This window comes from Paracoccus haeundaensis (assembly GCF_006239215.1).
GTDB lineage: Bacteria > Pseudomonadota > Alphaproteobacteria > Rhodobacterales > Rhodobacteraceae > Paracoccus > Paracoccus marcusii.
The window spans coordinates 166,498-181,116 of the sequence record NZ_VDDC01000005.1; the positions used below are offsets into that span (position 1 = coordinate 166,498).

Below are 14,619 nucleotides of genomic sequence, written 5' to 3' on the forward strand. Positions count from 1 at the left end.
GTGCGATCGCCCGCCACAGCTCCACGCTGGCATTGTCCCAGCGTCTGTCCAGGATGTCCGTCTTGGTCATCCTGTCTGAGCTCAGCACCCCTGCCACATCCTGGTCGTCAACACCCAGATCGGAACTGGAGCGGATTTCCGAGGCAGCAAAGCCGCTCTCCGGCTCGAAGGAGCTGCCGTCTAATTCCAGTGCCTGGTCATGATCGGTGAACCCGAGTGCGACACCGTCGGCACGGGACAGTCGCAGCCCTGGCACAGCGTCGTCGTGCCATCGTCGAGATGGGCCTGCAGGGCGGCGTTAAACGTCTTCACGGGATGTCCTTGAGTACAGGGACTATTCACACCATTCTGCGTAATATCGGTGCGTTAGGGGTGAGTGAGATTATGGTGCATCTGGTTACTGACAATCCGAAGACTATCAGAAGGGCAGAGGGGCCGAATGAGCTCGATCAGACTGACATCATTGTGGATGTCGTCAGCTTCACAAGATTTCTGGCCGCGCTAAGGCAAGAAAATTTGTTGAATGACCGGCTTTCCGCTTTGCTCGGCGGCGAACCCTCGTGGGCATGATCGCAGCTGTTTGGCCTTACCCGTAAAATTTAGTAAAATCCGAATCGTCCGGTCGACACATTCAGTTAAGTCTTCCTTGGCCAGAAACGGCCGTATCAGTATCTATCCCAACAATATGCAAGTTAGGTAAAATGGTACGCTAATGAATCATGTATCAGGAACTATTGAATGTACGAAATCGTTTCACCTCTTTTTTCACTCTAAAAACGAGGATAGCAATTTAAAATCATTTTACCATCGTGCATTTAACTCGGCAGTTGAGCTTCTAATCGTCAATGCATACTTAACAAACTGGGATAGCACCACGAAGCTTAACAAGAACTGTGCGCGCTTCAGGATGATAGTCGGAAAAGACTTTGGAATTACGCGAAAGCTAGCTTGCAAGGATGTCCTAAAGTGGGTTCCTGCAAAACACAAGGTTCATTTTCGGGTTGCCGATCAAATTCAGGGATTTCACCCCAAAGCTATATTTTGGCGCGAGGCAGGCGGGCAATCCTACGCTGTTATTGGCTCGTCTAATCTTTCGCTAGCTGCATTTGAAAAAAACTATGAAGCAAATGTCGCATTGCCGATTAGTTCAAAAGATTTCGATCGAGCACGAGATTGGGTGGATCAAATGGCTGCTTTTTCGGTCCCGATATCGCCAGACTGGCTTAATTCCTACCGTGAGAGTAAACCACGCGGAGGGAGCGACCCAAGACCCCATAAAAACAATGTTCAGATAGCTGAGGTGCTGCCAATACAGCTGCCGAATCCAACAGGAGCGGAGACAGCTGTCAGGAAGCGCCGGAAGCAGCTTAAACGGTTTCGAGAAAATCGGGATGGTTTAATTGAACTCTTTCGTCAATGCGGCGCCGGCACTATCAGCTCCTCCAGGTTCTATGACCAACTTCCAAGATACTGGGGTGGTGAAGTAGGAGGCCGTTTACAGGGTAAGGGTTGGGAGCGAAGAGGAAAGGAAGCCAATTTCAAACAGCTGGCTGAAAGCTATCTTAAGATCGTCGATGCAACTACTTCCACTCGGGACGACACTGCGGTTTCTGAAATTGATCGTTTAGCAGACGCAAATAACCCAGCTAGGAAAGCCTTCTTATCAGAAATGCTTTGCCTGGAGTTTCCGGAGTTATACCCGGTTTTGAATCAGCCAGTTCAGCGTTATCTTTTAGACAAGAATTTTCGCGGTTCACCTGGAATGTCAGAAGGAGCGAGATACCTCGACTTGGCGCTGAGGCTTCGTCTATCGCTCCATCAGAATCCAGAGCATCCGGCAAAAAACATTGCTGAACTGGATACCGTGATTTGGCTGGCTTATCCCTCCAACTAATTCGCTTTTTCTGTTGTTATCTTATAGCTGCATCTGAATTTTAAGCAATGGATCACCCGACAGTTCTGGTCCATACCAACCATTCGCCAAGTAATGCACGAATGGTTGGTATGGACCAAACTTCTCGCTGCTTCTACATCAGCGAAGAACATGGCCGAGCGTACACTAGGCCGTGTTGACAAAAAGGATTCACAGGGCGCGCTGATTGTGATTCAAGCTGGTATCTGTGATGGAGACCAGCTTGGCACGAGATTTGATGTCGGACGAAGAATGGGCTTTTCACGAGCGCTTCATTCTTGCCATCCGAGCGCCGAACGGGCGCAAACCTACCGACCATCGGCTCGTTCTCGATGGGATTTTCTGGATAGCCCGGACAGGCTCGCAGTGGCGTGACTTGCCGGCAGAGTTCGGGAAGTGGTCCAGCGTCTACCGCCAGTTCCGACGCTGGACCCTGGCGGGTTTGTGGGAGTAGATCCTGGAGGCCCTGAACGAAAGCCGGATCGTGCCGGACGCACTTCAGATGATCGACAGCACAGTGGTTCGCGCCCATCATCAGGCAGCGGGCGCAAAAGAGGGACGCCGAGACAGGGTCTTGGCCGCTCAAGAGGTGGTTTTGCGACCAAGATCCATCTCCGCGTCAATGGCGCAGGCCTGCCCATGAGGTCGGACATCACACCGGGTCAAACAACGGATTATTGGGGCTTTGATGGACGATAATCTGCCCGCGCCTGCTTTGCTGATGCAGATCGAGGCTATGACTCTGAACTTGCCCCCGTTTCGACCGGACATTTGGGCATAGCCATGGAGGCTTAGGTATATGCCTGAGCACGTGCTTATGTCTGAGATTGAGATCATCACCGATGGCGGTCGTCGGCGCCGCTGGACTGCTGCCGAAAAGCTGCGGATCGTCGAGGAGACGCTGGAGGATCACGCCAGCATTTCCATTGTTGCGCGGCGCAATGGCGTTGCACCCAACTTGGCTCGTATCGTTGGCGAAGGCTCATGCTCGAAGGGGGGAGTGTCGCCGTGACCGAGGATGATGACGTCACCAGCAACAAGGTCGTGCGGCAGCTCGAGGATCGCATCCGCGAACTTGAACGGCATCTCGGCTGCAAGACGCTTGAGGCCGAGATCCTGCGCGAGGCCCTGGACAAGTCACGCTCAAAAAAACCGACCTGGCATGTGCGGTCGCCGCTGACAGGCGGTTTCCGGTGAAGGTCGTGGCAGAAACCCTCGGTGTGGCCCGCTCGAACCTGGTCGATCGACTGAAGGGCAAGACGAAGCCGCGTCGGCGCTACCACAAGGCGCAAGACGGTGAGCTGGTGCCGCGGATCACCACGCTGGTGACGTCCCGGCCGACTTATGGCTACCGCCGCATCACCGCGATCCTGAACCGCCAGCTGCGGTCAGAATGCTTGGCACCGGTCAATCACAAAAGGGTCTACAGGATCATGCAGGCCCATAGCCTGCTGCTTGCGCGGACATATACGGAGCGTCCCGAGCATGTTCACGACGGCAAGGTCATCGTTATACGCTCTAACCTGCGTTCGCCGGTGGGCTCGAACCAGTGGCGCCTCACCGGCTCACTGTTCGGATGGGTTCGAGTTCACCTGCTGGAATGGCGATATCGTCCGCGGTGCCTTCATCATCGATGCCCACGACCGCGAAATCATCGCTTGGCGTGCCGTCGTAAATGCAGGGGTCAGCGGGTCAGACATCCGCGACATCATGCTAGAGGCCGTCGAGCGTCGCTTCGGAACATACCGTGCGCCTGCGGTCGTCGAGATGCTGTCCGACAACGGCTCACCCTACATCGCCAGGGACACGCAGATCTTCGCGCGCCAACTTGGTCTGAAGCCTTGCTTCACCCCGGTCCGGAGCCCTCAGAGCAATGGCATGTCGCTCGACCATTGTCCTCGGACCAATGGCGGACAAGGTCTCGCCATTCGTGAAGACGCTCAAGCGCGATTACGTCCAAGTGACGCCGCTACCAGACGCCCAAACCGTTCTCGGATTGATCGGAGGCTGGATCGAGGACTACAACGACAATCACCCGCATTCAGGGCTGAAGATGCGCTCGCCTCGCGAGTTCATCGCAGCTCAAACCGCAACTGCCTGAGTGTCCGGTGAAACGGGGGCAAGACCAGGTACCGACGTTGCAATATGTCATGCGCGTCACTGCGTGCCATACACCTTCGCTGTGACACTAAACTTACGAAGAAACCCGAAAAAGGCTTGATCGAGCATTGCTTCTGCTTCTAGCGTGCCAAGCATCGAATTTTCTGCCTTCATTAAGGAGTACGTGCTTTCTTTTTTTTCTTTTTTTTCCATATGTCTGGAGCTGAGAAATTTTTCTGGCTCTCCATTATAAATGCTGACCGGAATTCAGATGGTGCCATCATTCATGGTGTATCAAATTCAAATGATAGCAAGGCAGAAGGTAGTTATGCTTACCTTGAAGATTTAGGTTTAGTTACGTTTCGATCTGTGGCTAGTGATAGCTCTCTTCCGTCTTGGAGATTCTATGTACTGACTGCCCGTGGAGAAGCTGAACTTGCAGATCTATACAATCAAGAGCCTAATATTATCGAGGCCGCATGCTTGTTTGCAGATAGTATCAGCGAACAAGTGTTGTTCGAATTGACGCAGAGGAAGAAGCTGCCTCTAATTGCTAATCAAAAGGGCATAAATGAGGCTAGCAGTGCGGGAAAATGCGATACAAATGACGCCTATTTTGAGCAAGCGAACGTTATAGGTACCCCTGTTGCGAGGAAGGTAAAGCCGCGTGACGTTGCAACAGTTCAAGAACTCTCAAAAAACCCTGTACGAAAACTGCAAACATTATTTGCCAGTGTTACCTTGATTGGCACTATAGCGGTCGCTAGTGACGTGCTGGGATTATTAAGCAATATTCTATCCCTATTCGGCGTGTAGTTAGCATAGAAAATTTTGAATCATAATGCGTTTTAGCTATTCAAATTATCTTCCAATTTTTGGCAATGCTCCCAGGTATGCTGTCCCATGCCTGCCCTGCAGCCCGTGCCAGGTCGAGTCGTTTCCGAAGCCAGACCTGCGACAATAGCAGGAAGATCGGCACCGTCGCCACGCCGAGGCCGGTCTTTGATCGTGACGCCACAGCGCGTCCCTTGGTGTTCAGGCGCCCCTCGGCGCGCATCGGACGCCGCGGCATTGATCGAGCCATCGCTATTGACCACCAGCCGCCCGGCTTTGCGGGCCTTTTGGATCGCCCCACGCGACAGGCCGGAATGGGTGGAGTACTCGCGCTCGCTCATCCCCTCCATGGCAGGTCCTGTGTCGATGATCGCAATGATATTGCTGTGAATTTAGTTGATTAAACTCGATGACAGAGCGATGCCGGGACGACGACGCCACTCGGAGATCAAGCGATGACCAGATTGTCGGAAACCCAACCTGCAGTTTTGACTGCCGGCGCCCAGCGCCCGGACCATATTGCAATGCCTTTGCCGCCCGGACTGCATGGCGCGGCGGCGAAGATGGCGGTGACCCGCATGATCGCACTTGGCTGGCTACAGGAGGTTGATGCCAATCTCCGTCGCAATGAGCCGCTGTGGCGTGAGACCGGCGATGGGCATGGCACGACGCTGATGGTCACCGACAAGGGGTTGCTAGCTATCGGGATCGACCCTCCTCTGAAGCCGCCGACAGTCACGATTGTTAAGCGCACCTCCGAGACGTCAGCACCCAAGTCGCCAACACCGCGAGCGGGGACAAAGCAAGCTATGCTGATCGAGATGCTGCAAGACCCCAGCGGCGCCACGATGGCTGAGATCGTTGCCGCCGCTGGGTGGCTGGCTCACACCGCCCGTGGCGCGATGTCCGGCGCCTTGGGCAAGAAGCTGGGGCTGACGGTGACCTCCGCCAAGGAGGAGGGCAGGGGGCGGGTCTATCGGGTTGCTTAAGCCGGAGGCCTGGCTGACCGAGGGTTTGATCGGACTGCCAAGCTCTTCAGATACTCAAGTAACTTCACCCTGCGCCGGCCAGAATTCCGGGTGGGCATAGTCCCACACGAGCTGCTCCAAGGGAGGCAATTTCCGAGGAAGCGCCACAGGGTCGAACGGCAAGCCATTTTTTGACGCGTCCTTAGCCAAGTCGTCCAGGCATTCCCGATGTTTGGCATACCCGTAACACAGCTTGAGATATCGGCGCAGCACAGCCAGGCTTGGGAATGTTCTGTTCTCGCGGTGCCAAACCATCAGCTCTTTATTGCCGCGGCTCGTATTGCAGCGTGGGCAAGAGCGAACCTGGTTCAGCGGGATGTAGTCGTCTTTGATTTTGCTCTGCGGAATTAGGTGGTCGAAGTGGAATGTTATCGCAGAGCACCCGAAGTGGGCACAAACTGCGGAGCCCCCTTGGGCCAAGCGATCATCCCGGTCCAGATTGGTAATGTTTTTTTGCAGCCCCTCGTACTGCTTCATCATCATATTGGCGCCCTTGGTTCGGCCGTCTCGGTACGGGTGAGGCTTCCCGGCCTTTTCGCATGACATTGCTATGCGAGTGACGGTCAGCGCCGAATAGGACCATAGGATGTGGTCACCTACGGTATGGAGACGTCTTTGTCCTTTCGGATCACTCCAGTCCCAATGGGTCGTCGTCGCCATTATCTTCTCAAGCAATTGTTTCAGGTCGAGGCATTTGTACCATAGGTGTCCCGGCAACTGGTGAGCTAGATACTTTTCGCCTTAACGTCTGCGAACGTTTTACCGCTATCGGCTAGCACCGCAGTATCTCCCGTAAACAGCTGCCAGCGTTCCACCGCCACATCCACGTAGACTGGGTTCAGCTCGATCCCGAAGCATACCCTTCCGGTGGCTTCCGCTGCGATCAGCGTGGTTCCAGATCCCATGAACGGTTCATACACCGCCTGACCTGGACTGGAGTTGTTCATGATTGGGCGGCGCATGCATTCCACCGGCTTCTGGGTGCCATGAACAGTGGCAGCATCCTGATCCTTGTTGGCGATCTACCACAGCGTGGTCTGCTTGCGATCCCCGGCCCAGTGACCCTTGCCGGTCTTGCGAACTGCATACCAACACGGCTCATGCTGCCAGTGATAATCCCCGCGGCTCAGCACCAGCCGGTCCATGGCCCAAATGATCTGCGAGCGAACGGTGAAGCCTGCCGCGGTCAAGCTCTCGGCAACCGTCGCGGCGTGCAGGGCGCCGTGCCAGACGTAGGCCACATCGCCCGGAAACAGCGCCCAGGCCTCGCGCCAATCGGCCCGGTCGTCATTTAGTACCTTGCCGGTGCGTTTGGTCTTTGCCGCACCCGCCTGGTTGCGCCAGCTGGGATCATACTCCACGCCGTAGGGTGGGACGGTCACCATCAGCAACGGCTTTACGTCACCAAACAGCCGCCCGACGACGTCGGCCGATGTGCTGTCGCCACAGATCAGCCGGTGCGATCCCAGCTGCCATAGGTCACCCGGGACAAAGACCGGTGAAACGGGTGCTTCTGGGACGTCGTCCTCGCCCTCCATTGGACCATCGCCGTCAGCAGTGTCCGGGTCCCGCAGCAGTGCATCCAAATCCTCGTCGGTAATGCCCAGCAACGACAGATCGAAATCCTCGGCCAGCAGCCCGGCAATCTCGTCGCGCAGGACGGCCTCGTCCCATTCACCGAGCTCAGTCAGTTTGTTGTCAGCAATGCGATAGGCCCGGCGCTCGGCTTCGTCGAGGTGACCCAGCCGGATCACTGGCACATCCGTCAGCCCCAGCATCGTCGCTGCCAGTACGCGGCCGTGGCCGACGATCAACTCGCCATCGTCAGCCACCATGCAGGGAACCGTCCAGCCAAACTTTGCCATGCTGGCGGCAATCTTGGCAACTTGGTCACTGCCATGGATCTTGGCATTGCGGGCATAGGGGCGCAGCCGGTCAATTGGCCACGTCTCGATCTCGCTTGGCGCGAAGACAAGGTCCATGAATGGTCTCGATGTATTGGGTTGCCCGACGCCGAATGCCAGGTCCATCAAGGGACCTCGGCGCCGGCATTTGTCGCAGGGATAAAGAAAAACAAAAGCGCCCGCGAGGTCATACCTCCGGGCGCGGTTCATCGATGATTTATGTATGAGTCAAGACGGGCAGCCTGTCAACATTTAATCGCGAGTGGATTCAGCAGCTTCTCTCAGGTGGCTTCCATTGGTTGGCTTCCGGTGCGGGTGGCTTTCGCAAAGTGGCTTCCCTGAATTCCGTAAAAGAATCCAGCGTAGCGGATCGTGAGAAATAAAGATATGCCCAAGCGGAGGAGAAAACCTCAGGCTCGAATTTTATTAAGTTGCCATTGAAATCATAAGGAAGGCAAAACAGCGTAGTATCGTCCGGGAGCGAATCCTGCAATGAAGGCGTACCATCATGTGTAATGGTTAATCTATAATTAAAATTGTAAGGCGGGAATACCAAGTTGCCTTTGGTGATTGGGGCGGGGGGAGTTAAATTTTCTTCGTGCCAACTTTCTGAACTGTAAAGATTAGAAGTTACATCAAGTTGTTGGCTAGAGCTTAAGAGAATATCTTTGTTCAAGAACATCCTTTAGCTCCATAATTCTATCGTGATGCATGCGGAATTCTTCGTTTGTAAGATAATCAGGATTCGGAGGGTAGATATAGGGAGCAATTAGGCTTTAGTATTCACTTTCAGCGTCTTCCGTATCTTCACTACTTTCCGAGGTCTCGCTATTTTCAGTGTTTTCACTCTGCTCAGTATCCTCGCTGCTCTCGCTGCCTTCGCTTCCCTCAGAATCTTCTGTGCCTTCCTTGCCTTCTTTGGGTCGTGTCTCGGAAGTGGTAGAAATTGGATGGCGGCGTAATCTCCGGGTGAACTGACACCCACCCAGCCGGCGGCTGCAACCGCCAGGGAGATCACGCCATGAAGCAGAATACCGACAGCTCGTCCTTTTCGCTACTGCCCGACGCAGGCGGGTATGATCCGATCGAGGACCGCCTGCGGGCAAATGTCCGTGCCACCATTGAGGCCATGTTCGAAGAGGAACTGGCCGTCTTTCTTGGTCGGCTTCGTTACGGCCGCGGCAATGAGCGGGCCAGGGGCTACCGCCACGGGCACCGCGATCGGCAGCTGACCGGCACATTCGGCACCGAGACGGTGCGGGTTCCTCGTGCTCGGATCGAGAACGAAGCCGGCAAGATCACCGAATGGCGCTCGAAGGCACTGCCCCGCTACAGGCGGCTGACCAAGAAGGCCGAGGCCCTGATCGCGGCGGTCTATCTGGCCGGCACCAATACCCGGCGCGTCAAGCGGGCGCTGTTTGGCTTATTCGAAGGGGCGGTGAGCAAGGACGTGGTCAGCCGCGCCTGGCGCAAGGTGAAGGTCGACTGGGACGCCTGGTCCGCCCGCGACCTGACCGGCGAAGAGATCGTGCGGCTCATCCTCGACGGCACCGTCATCAAGACCCGGCTGGACCGCAAGGCCACCAACATCTCGGTGCTGGCGGCGATCGGCATCCGCCGCGACGGACAAAAGGTGCTCCTCTCGATCAGGAACATGGGCGGCGAAAGCACGGCTGCCTGGGGCAGCTTCCTTGCCGACCTGGACGCGCGGGGCCTCAGGCGGCCCGAGTTCGTAATCGTTGACGGCGCCCCCGGCCTTGAAGCCGCGCTCGTGGCGCTCTGGGGCGGGGACCTGCCCATCCAGCGCTGCACGGTTCACAAGCACCGCAACCTGCTTGGCCACGCGCCCAAGCGCCTGCATGACGAGCTGAGCGAAGACTACCGCGACATGATCTATGCCGACAGCGCCGCCGAGATCGAGACGCGCCGCAAGGCCTTCCTCCGCAAGTGGAAGCTCAAGTGCCGGGCCGTGGCCGATAGCCTTGAGGAGGCCGGCGATCGCCTCTTCAGCTTCACCCGCCTCGATCCGTCGCAATGGAAATCCGCACGGACCACCAACGCCATTGAGCGTCTGAACGAGGAGTTCCGCCGCCGCATCAAGACCCAGACCGTGCTGCCCTGCGCTGAAACCGTGCCGATGCTGCTCTGGGCGCTCCTGGCGTCAGGGCAGATCCAGATGCGAAAAGTCGATGGCTGGGAAACCCTTTCTCAGCCTCTCGTGCCGATGTCTCTTGACCTCGCGGCCTGACCGGAGCCAACGTTACATGCTCGGAGCGCGCTGCTCGCCAATTTCCACCACATTCGCGACACGACCCTTCTTTGTCTTCACTATGCTCTGTCGTTTCTGATCCTTCGGTATCCTCAGAGGTCTCTGATGCCTCGCTACTTTCAGTGTCCGTGCTAGCTAGATATGGCGTGAGCGGGTCACTTTTGATCGCATCCAGAAGAGCTTTGCTTTTTATCAGGATATCGAGTGTTCTCTGGTCTATATCCATAGTCCCTACCCCCTATCTCTAGTTATAAAAATTGTAACTATTCATTGATTCTGTCAATGATGTACTTCCTCTCTCTCATTGATGCTGAGTGATAGAGTGGCTGAGACTTTTCCTGGACCCGGCAGGAGCCGCTTGGAAACTACAGACTGAATGGGTGTTGTAGATGATGCAAACCCTGGGCTTGCCTAACTCAACGCTACCTCAACCGAGGCCTGTCGTTTTGACGCAAATAGTGCAGTCGAAACGGGCAGGGAATTAACCAGCGTCTGCATGAAGGCTTTTTGATTTGAGATGGTTACATGCCAACTGTTTAATTTCAAAGCCTTCAGCTTTACTCTGTAGCTTTGGCTCATAACCTGAAGGCCGCAGGTTCAAATCCTGCCCCCGCAACAAAAATCTAGCAACGTTATCAATGCCTTACGCCCCGCCTCACCGCGGGGCTTTTGCATGTCCGAACGGCGGGTCAACAATAGGTCAACAAACGGACGGAAACTGAGTGCAAGATCAGTGGGATAGTAGCCCGGCAGGGCGCAGATCGCGCGAAAACCGCTGAAGAACGCGCACGGCAGGAAACGCCGTCTGGCTGGCAGCCTCAACCTCCTCACCCGTGCGTTCTGCCTAGTCCTCAACCGGCTCATCGAGATGGGCCTCGCCGACCGCCGTAAGATCTTGCCCTTTTGACCGCTGCAACCGCGCCACGCAGTCCTCAGAGTAAGGCACCGCTGAAGAACACCAAAATCCTAACGTAACGCACGCTTGCGCCTTGAGGTCGTTCGAGGGTAGTTACGGTTGAGTGACATTCTTCGAAGGCGGCGTTCAACGCGATGATACAGAACAACCCGACGGAAACCGCCCTGGTCATCGCAGGTGCTTGGAATACTGCGATTCTATCTCCGGAGTGGGTCTTACGTCATGGACTTCAGCGCCAGGCCGAGGAGCGTGTTCAGGTTCTTATCCCGGCTGGTGTCGGAATGATTTTCGAATTCCCACGCTACAATGTCGGCGATTTCTCATATGTCGTACGGCCGGATGCTCTTATCGTGGCACCACCGGAGACCAGTGAGGCCTCAATCGCCGCTTGTGAAGATGCCGTCGCCCGGATGATCGACGTCCTGAAGCACACTCCTGTGTCCGGACTTGGGCATAACTTCGAGTTTCGTGATGAGGCTCCGAGCGATGTTTGCGTCAATGGATTTACCGCGGCTCGGCAGGATTTGGTCGACCAAATGCCGCAGGGATGGGATGCCGCATCGGCAAGCATCAATTCAAGCTTCAGAAATCACGACGGCAGTGTGATAGTTAATATAAGCCGCACGCTTGACGCAGGGATACATATAGTCAAGTTCAATTATCATCATGTGATTGCATCGGTGGAGCAGGCCCTGCAAGTGCTTCGTGGTGAAAGCGACTATCGGCGAATGTGGACGAACTATGCTCAAGCGGCTGAGCTAGTAAATCAACTTTACGGGGAGGAAGACAATGGTCACTAGCGTCAATAAAAAGTCTGGCACAGGTCACTCCATTGGTGGTTGGACGGTCGAAGGCAATGCCCCTCGTGCCAAGCTGCACACTGAGACGTACGTGCAACGAAAGGGCGACGAGTTTGTCATAACTGGGAGTGCTTCTAGCCATGTGGTTTCTGAGGGAATTAAGCTCTCAATGGCTCCAGCAACCGTATCAAAAAAGCTTGCCATCCGTAAACTCAACCATGAGGTAGAAGGTTGGACCGCAAGAAGCAATACGATGCTCGGTAAGTCCCGTTAAGTTGAAGCATGAATAAAAGATATGCACTTTACGTACGACGAGGAAGTAGATCAATATGAGCTAATGCAGGGTGACATCCTTGCTCGGACCCATGAAATAAACGATATCCTGAAGCAAGTTCACCCCCATTTCCACGATCATCCGAAGAACCTATTCTTTATGGTTCTAACTCAGAGCTGCGATCTCGTCGTTCGCAGCGCAGGTGGAAAATGTAAGGCGCCCTATATTTCAATTGCGCCAGTCCGATCTCTCGATCTGGTGATTGAGCGGCATATTTCTCAGGCCAACGCCGCGGCCGTAACAGCCGATCTGCCTGTGTTGAGTGATAAAGTGAAGTCAAAGGCGTCGGAATTTCTTTCGCGTCTAATCAACAACAATGAACCTGGTTACTTCTTTCTTGAGGGACAGGGTACCGCCCTTGGATCGGACTGCGCAGCCTTTCTGAACCTGTCGATCGCTTTAAAATCCGATCTTCACTTTGCCGCCTGTAAGAGAGCAAAGGTCCTTCAGCTCCGAGCAGAGTTCCAAGCGAAACTCGGTTGGCTAGTTGGGCAGCTTTACTCGCGCATTGGAACACAAGATTGGGAGCAGGCCTCCCTGCAGAGAAAGATAAGTGGTTTGCTTCGCGAGGCTGCAATTTGGGTGCCAGATTCAACGATCTCTCATTTGGAAAAGGAATTCGCGAAGCGTGCAGGTGAGGGTGTTGATACACCGATGACTCCTCATGAGATATCGAAAGCAGTAGCCAAGGCCCCAAAAAGGAAGGACGCGGTTTTGGAACAGGCAACCAAGATTATTGCAGCAGTCTTGGGAGCGGAAAGGCATGCTGAAGTTGAGAAGCTGCGTAAGCGCCTCGAAGCCGACAGCAGCCTTACCTCCCTACTTCGGTGACCGCCTGAAGCTTTTTCGTGGTCCTGGGTCGGGTGACTGCTTGTTGATGATGGCTACGATCTGTTTTTCCGATCCTTTACAACATACCCAGCCACGAAGTTCACGGCCCCCTGTGCGAGCGCGAGACCGCCTGCCACGAGGGACGCTCCGACCTCCCCACCGCAGGCCTCTGACAGCCCGGGCAGCCAGGGTGCGATGATCGCGGCCACGATCGGGCCAAGCAGGCTCGTCCAGCCGACTGCGGCCATTTTCCGGGTCGGGCGAAGGCTGGGTTGATTGATCAGGTTCATGATGGTCTCTCCTTTGGTGGGTTTCAGGCCCGGTTGATCCAAGTGCGCACGACGAAGCCCGGGCAGGCTTTGGCGGCGTGGTCGTTGTGACCGGTGATGCGGGTGATGGCGGTCTCGGCGCGGATGGCGTCGATCAGGCCCCGAAGGGCCCGATCCTGGGCAGCGGTGAAGTTGCGCTCGAACGGATCGGTGGCGGCCGAACCCGCGCCGCCGATCAGGCAGATATGGATCACGCCGCGGTTATGGCCTTCGACCCCGGCGCCGATTTCAGTCTCGGCCCGGCCAGGCAGGATCGCACCGTCGCGATCAATCACATGGTGGTAGCCGATCTTGCGCCAGCCGCGCTCTTCGCGGTGCCAGCGGTCGATCTCCTTGCGCTTGGCGGTGAGTGGCTGTCCGCGCATCCAGTCCGGGTGAGTGGCGGCGCAATGGATGACGATCTCGTCCACCGGATAGCGGGCGCTGCCCTGGAAGATCATCGGTTCGCTTGGCACCGCGACCGCAGGTTTCAGGGTGCGGATCGCGCCACCCTCGGCCGCGACAGCCTTCAGCACGGCCTCGGTACGAGGGCCGAAAAGGCCGTCGATCGCGCCGGTGTAGTAACCGAGGCGCGCCAGCGCCATTTGCAGCGCCTTCAGCGCATCGATTTGGTCGGTCATGGGTGTGGTCCTTTCGGGCAAAGAAAAACCCCGCCGGAAGGGCGGGGCGCGGGGCCGTCTGGGCAGGGTTCAACCGGCAGCGGGCTGGTCGGGCGGCGGGCTTGGGGCTTCCCCTGCTGCGGCCAGTTCGGCGGCGAGAAGGGCGCAACGTTCGGAGAGGATCGCGATCTGCTGGCGCAGTTCGGCGACATAGGCGGATGAGGCGGCAGGGGACATTGGGGCTCCTTTCAGGATCAGAAGTCGGTCTCGAGGTAGAGGCCGGTGCATTCGAAAGCGACCGCCGCGGCGGTGGCGCCGTTATTCAGGAAGAGGCGCGGGGCGAGGAAGGTTGCCGCCTGGGGCAGGTCGGTCGTCACCTCCTGTTCGAAGATGGCGCCGGTCAGCTCGTTGACGGCGCGCAGCCAGATCGAAGCGCCCGCCGCCGGGCACCAGATCGTCAGCGTGATCAGCCCGGCTGTGGCGACCGGGAACCCGGCACCGAGATCCACAAGGGTCGGCACCACCCAGCGCTACGCCCACTTGATCGACGCGCCCCTGCGGGCCGGGGTGAACGCCGTGGGTGAGATGCTGAAGCCGAGGCTCAGGATAGTGGGGGAATGATAGGGTGCCGCCTCTTGCGGCACCAGTTACTAGCCAAAGCAGTGTTTGACAGGCTTGTCGCTCGCGCTTCGTCCGCATACCTTGTAAGGGCCGAATGCAATGGTTTTTCAAGCATTTTGGTAATCTGGCCCGTGTATGGCGG

At 56.2% G+C, this 14,619-nt stretch carries 12 protein-coding genes and 5 pseudogenes; 8 read left to right on the forward strand and 9 right to left on the reverse strand.

Features of this window, described 5'->3' with window-relative positions; genetic code table 11:
- Positions 1–10 precede the first annotated feature (10 nt).
- Positions 11–312, reverse strand: a pseudogene (locus tag FHD67_RS02740) (baseplate hub domain-containing protein); the annotation flags it as partial.
- Positions 313–712: 400 nt separating this feature from the next.
- On the opposite strand from FHD67_RS02740, the gene FHD67_RS02745 reads away from it, so the two are divergent.
- From FHD67_RS02745 to FHD67_RS02760, 4 genes and pseudogenes are all read left to right on the forward strand, one after another.
- Positions 713–1,894: a phospholipase D-like domain-containing protein gene (locus FHD67_RS02745; protein WP_139597740.1), complete on the forward strand. Its 1,182-nt coding sequence runs from the start codon at positions 713–715 to the stop codon at positions 1,892–1,894.
- 229 nt (positions 1,895–2,123) lie between these two features.
- Positions 2,124–2,659 (forward strand): annotated as a pseudogene (locus FHD67_RS02750) (IS5 family transposase); the annotation flags it as partial.
- 52 nt (positions 2,660–2,711) lie between these two features.
- A pseudogene (locus FHD67_RS02755) lies at positions 2,712–4,013 on the forward strand (IS3 family transposase).
- 212 nt (positions 4,014–4,225) lie between these two features.
- The gene (locus tag FHD67_RS02760) at positions 4,226–4,828 is read left to right on the forward strand and encodes a hypothetical protein (protein WP_139597741.1); all 603 of its coding nucleotides are present in this window, start codon (positions 4,226–4,228) and stop codon (positions 4,826–4,828) included.
- A gap of 161 nt (positions 4,829–4,989) precedes the next feature.
- On the opposite strand, the pseudogene FHD67_RS21155 reads toward FHD67_RS02760, so the two are convergent.
- Positions 4,990–5,196 (reverse strand): annotated as a pseudogene (locus FHD67_RS21155) (hypothetical protein); the annotation flags it as partial.
- Positions 5,197–5,301: 105 nt separating this feature from the next.
- On the opposite strand from FHD67_RS21155, the gene FHD67_RS02770 reads away from it, so the two are divergent.
- On the forward strand, positions 5,302–5,835 hold the full coding sequence (locus FHD67_RS02770) for a DUF3489 domain-containing protein (protein WP_139597742.1): 534 nt from the start codon (positions 5,302–5,304) through the stop codon (positions 5,833–5,835).
- Between the two features lie 54 nt (positions 5,836–5,889).
- Here FHD67_RS02770 and FHD67_RS02775 read toward each other — a convergent pair whose 3' ends face one another.
- From FHD67_RS02775 to FHD67_RS02785, 3 genes and pseudogenes are all read right to left on the reverse strand, one after another.
- Entirely contained in the window at positions 5,890–6,357 is a 468-nt protein-coding gene (locus tag FHD67_RS02775; protein WP_218062264.1) for a hypothetical protein, read from the reverse strand.
- A 242-nt stretch (positions 6,358–6,599) separates the two neighbouring features.
- A pseudogene (locus FHD67_RS02780) lies at positions 6,600–7,856 on the reverse strand (site-specific DNA-methyltransferase).
- 190 nt (positions 7,857–8,046) lie between these two features.
- Positions 8,047–8,454 carry a hypothetical protein gene (locus FHD67_RS02785; RefSeq protein ID WP_139597744.1) on the reverse strand — a complete coding sequence of 136 codons (408 nt, stop codon included), beginning with the start codon at positions 8,452–8,454 and terminating at the stop codon, positions 8,047–8,049.
- Between the two features lie 345 nt (positions 8,455–8,799).
- Between FHD67_RS02785 and FHD67_RS02790 the strand changes: the two genes are divergently transcribed.
- From FHD67_RS02790 to FHD67_RS02800, 3 genes are all read left to right on the forward strand, one after another.
- The gene (locus FHD67_RS02790) at positions 8,800–10,026 is read left to right on the forward strand and encodes an IS256 family transposase (protein WP_139597745.1); all 1,227 of its coding nucleotides are present in this window, start codon (positions 8,800–8,802) and stop codon (positions 10,024–10,026) included.
- 1,071 nt (positions 10,027–11,097) lie between these two features.
- Complete coding sequence (locus tag FHD67_RS02795) at positions 11,098–11,763, forward strand: hypothetical protein (protein ID WP_139597746.1); 666 nt, start codon at positions 11,098–11,100, stop codon at positions 11,761–11,763.
- A gap of 337 nt (positions 11,764–12,100) precedes the next feature.
- Entirely contained in the window at positions 12,101–12,928 is an 828-nt protein-coding gene (locus FHD67_RS02800) for a hypothetical protein (protein WP_139597747.1), read from the forward strand.
- A gap of 53 nt (positions 12,929–12,981) precedes the next feature.
- Here FHD67_RS02800 and FHD67_RS02805 read toward each other — a convergent pair whose 3' ends face one another.
- The 4 genes from FHD67_RS02805 to FHD67_RS02815 form a co-directional block, all read right to left on the reverse strand.
- Positions 12,982–13,218 carry a hypothetical protein gene (locus FHD67_RS02805; RefSeq protein WP_139597748.1) on the reverse strand — a complete coding sequence of 79 codons (237 nt, stop codon included), beginning with the start codon at positions 13,216–13,218 and terminating at the stop codon, positions 12,982–12,984.
- Positions 13,219–13,241: 23 nt separating this feature from the next.
- Positions 13,242–13,877, reverse strand: coding sequence for a peptidoglycan recognition protein family protein (locus tag FHD67_RS02810; protein WP_139597749.1), 636 nt, complete (start codon positions 13,875–13,877; stop codon positions 13,242–13,244).
- 69 nt (positions 13,878–13,946) lie between these two features.
- On the reverse strand, positions 13,947–14,093 hold the full coding sequence (locus FHD67_RS20355; RefSeq protein ID WP_176695035.1) for a hypothetical protein: 147 nt from the start codon (positions 14,091–14,093) through the stop codon (positions 13,947–13,949).
- A 17-nt stretch (positions 14,094–14,110) separates the two neighbouring features.
- A complete protein-coding gene (locus FHD67_RS02815) occupies positions 14,111–14,380 on the reverse strand; it encodes a hypothetical protein (protein WP_218062265.1) in 270 nt (89 codons plus the stop codon).
- Between the last annotated feature and the right edge of the window lie 239 nt (positions 14,381–14,619).

What these genes read in the sequence shown, in the direction of transcription:
- FHD67_RS02745 (WP_139597740.1), top strand. Translation starts at nt 713, where the DNA reads ATGAATCATGTATCAGGAACTATTGAATGTACGAAATCGTTTCACCTC.
- FHD67_RS02760 (WP_139597741.1), top strand. Translation starts at nt 4,226, where the DNA reads ATGTCTGGAGCTGAGAAATTTTTCTGGCTCTCCATTATAAATGCTGAC.
- FHD67_RS02770 (WP_139597742.1), top strand. Translation starts at nt 5,302, where the DNA reads ATGACCAGATTGTCGGAAACCCAACCTGCAGTTTTGACTGCCGGCGCC.
- FHD67_RS02775 (WP_218062264.1), bottom strand. Translation starts at nt 6,357, where the DNA reads ATGATGATGAAGCAGTACGAGGGGCTGCAAAAAAACATTACCAATCTG.
- FHD67_RS02790 (WP_139597745.1), top strand. Translation starts at nt 8,800, where the DNA reads ATGAAGCAGAATACCGACAGCTCGTCCTTTTCGCTACTGCCCGACGCA.
- FHD67_RS02795 (WP_139597746.1), top strand. Translation starts at nt 11,098, where the DNA reads ATGATACAGAACAACCCGACGGAAACCGCCCTGGTCATCGCAGGTGCT.
- FHD67_RS02800 (WP_139597747.1), top strand. Translation starts at nt 12,101, where the DNA reads ATGCAGGGTGACATCCTTGCTCGGACCCATGAAATAAACGATATCCTG.
- FHD67_RS02805 (WP_139597748.1), bottom strand. Translation starts at nt 13,218, where the DNA reads ATGAACCTGATCAATCAACCCAGCCTTCGCCCGACCCGGAAAATGGCC.
- FHD67_RS02810 (WP_139597749.1), bottom strand. Translation starts at nt 13,877, where the DNA reads ATGACCGACCAAATCGATGCGCTGAAGGCGCTGCAAATGGCGCTGGCG.
- FHD67_RS20355 (WP_176695035.1), bottom strand. Translation starts at nt 14,093, where the DNA reads ATGTCCCCTGCCGCCTCATCCGCCTATGTCGCCGAACTGCGCCAGCAG.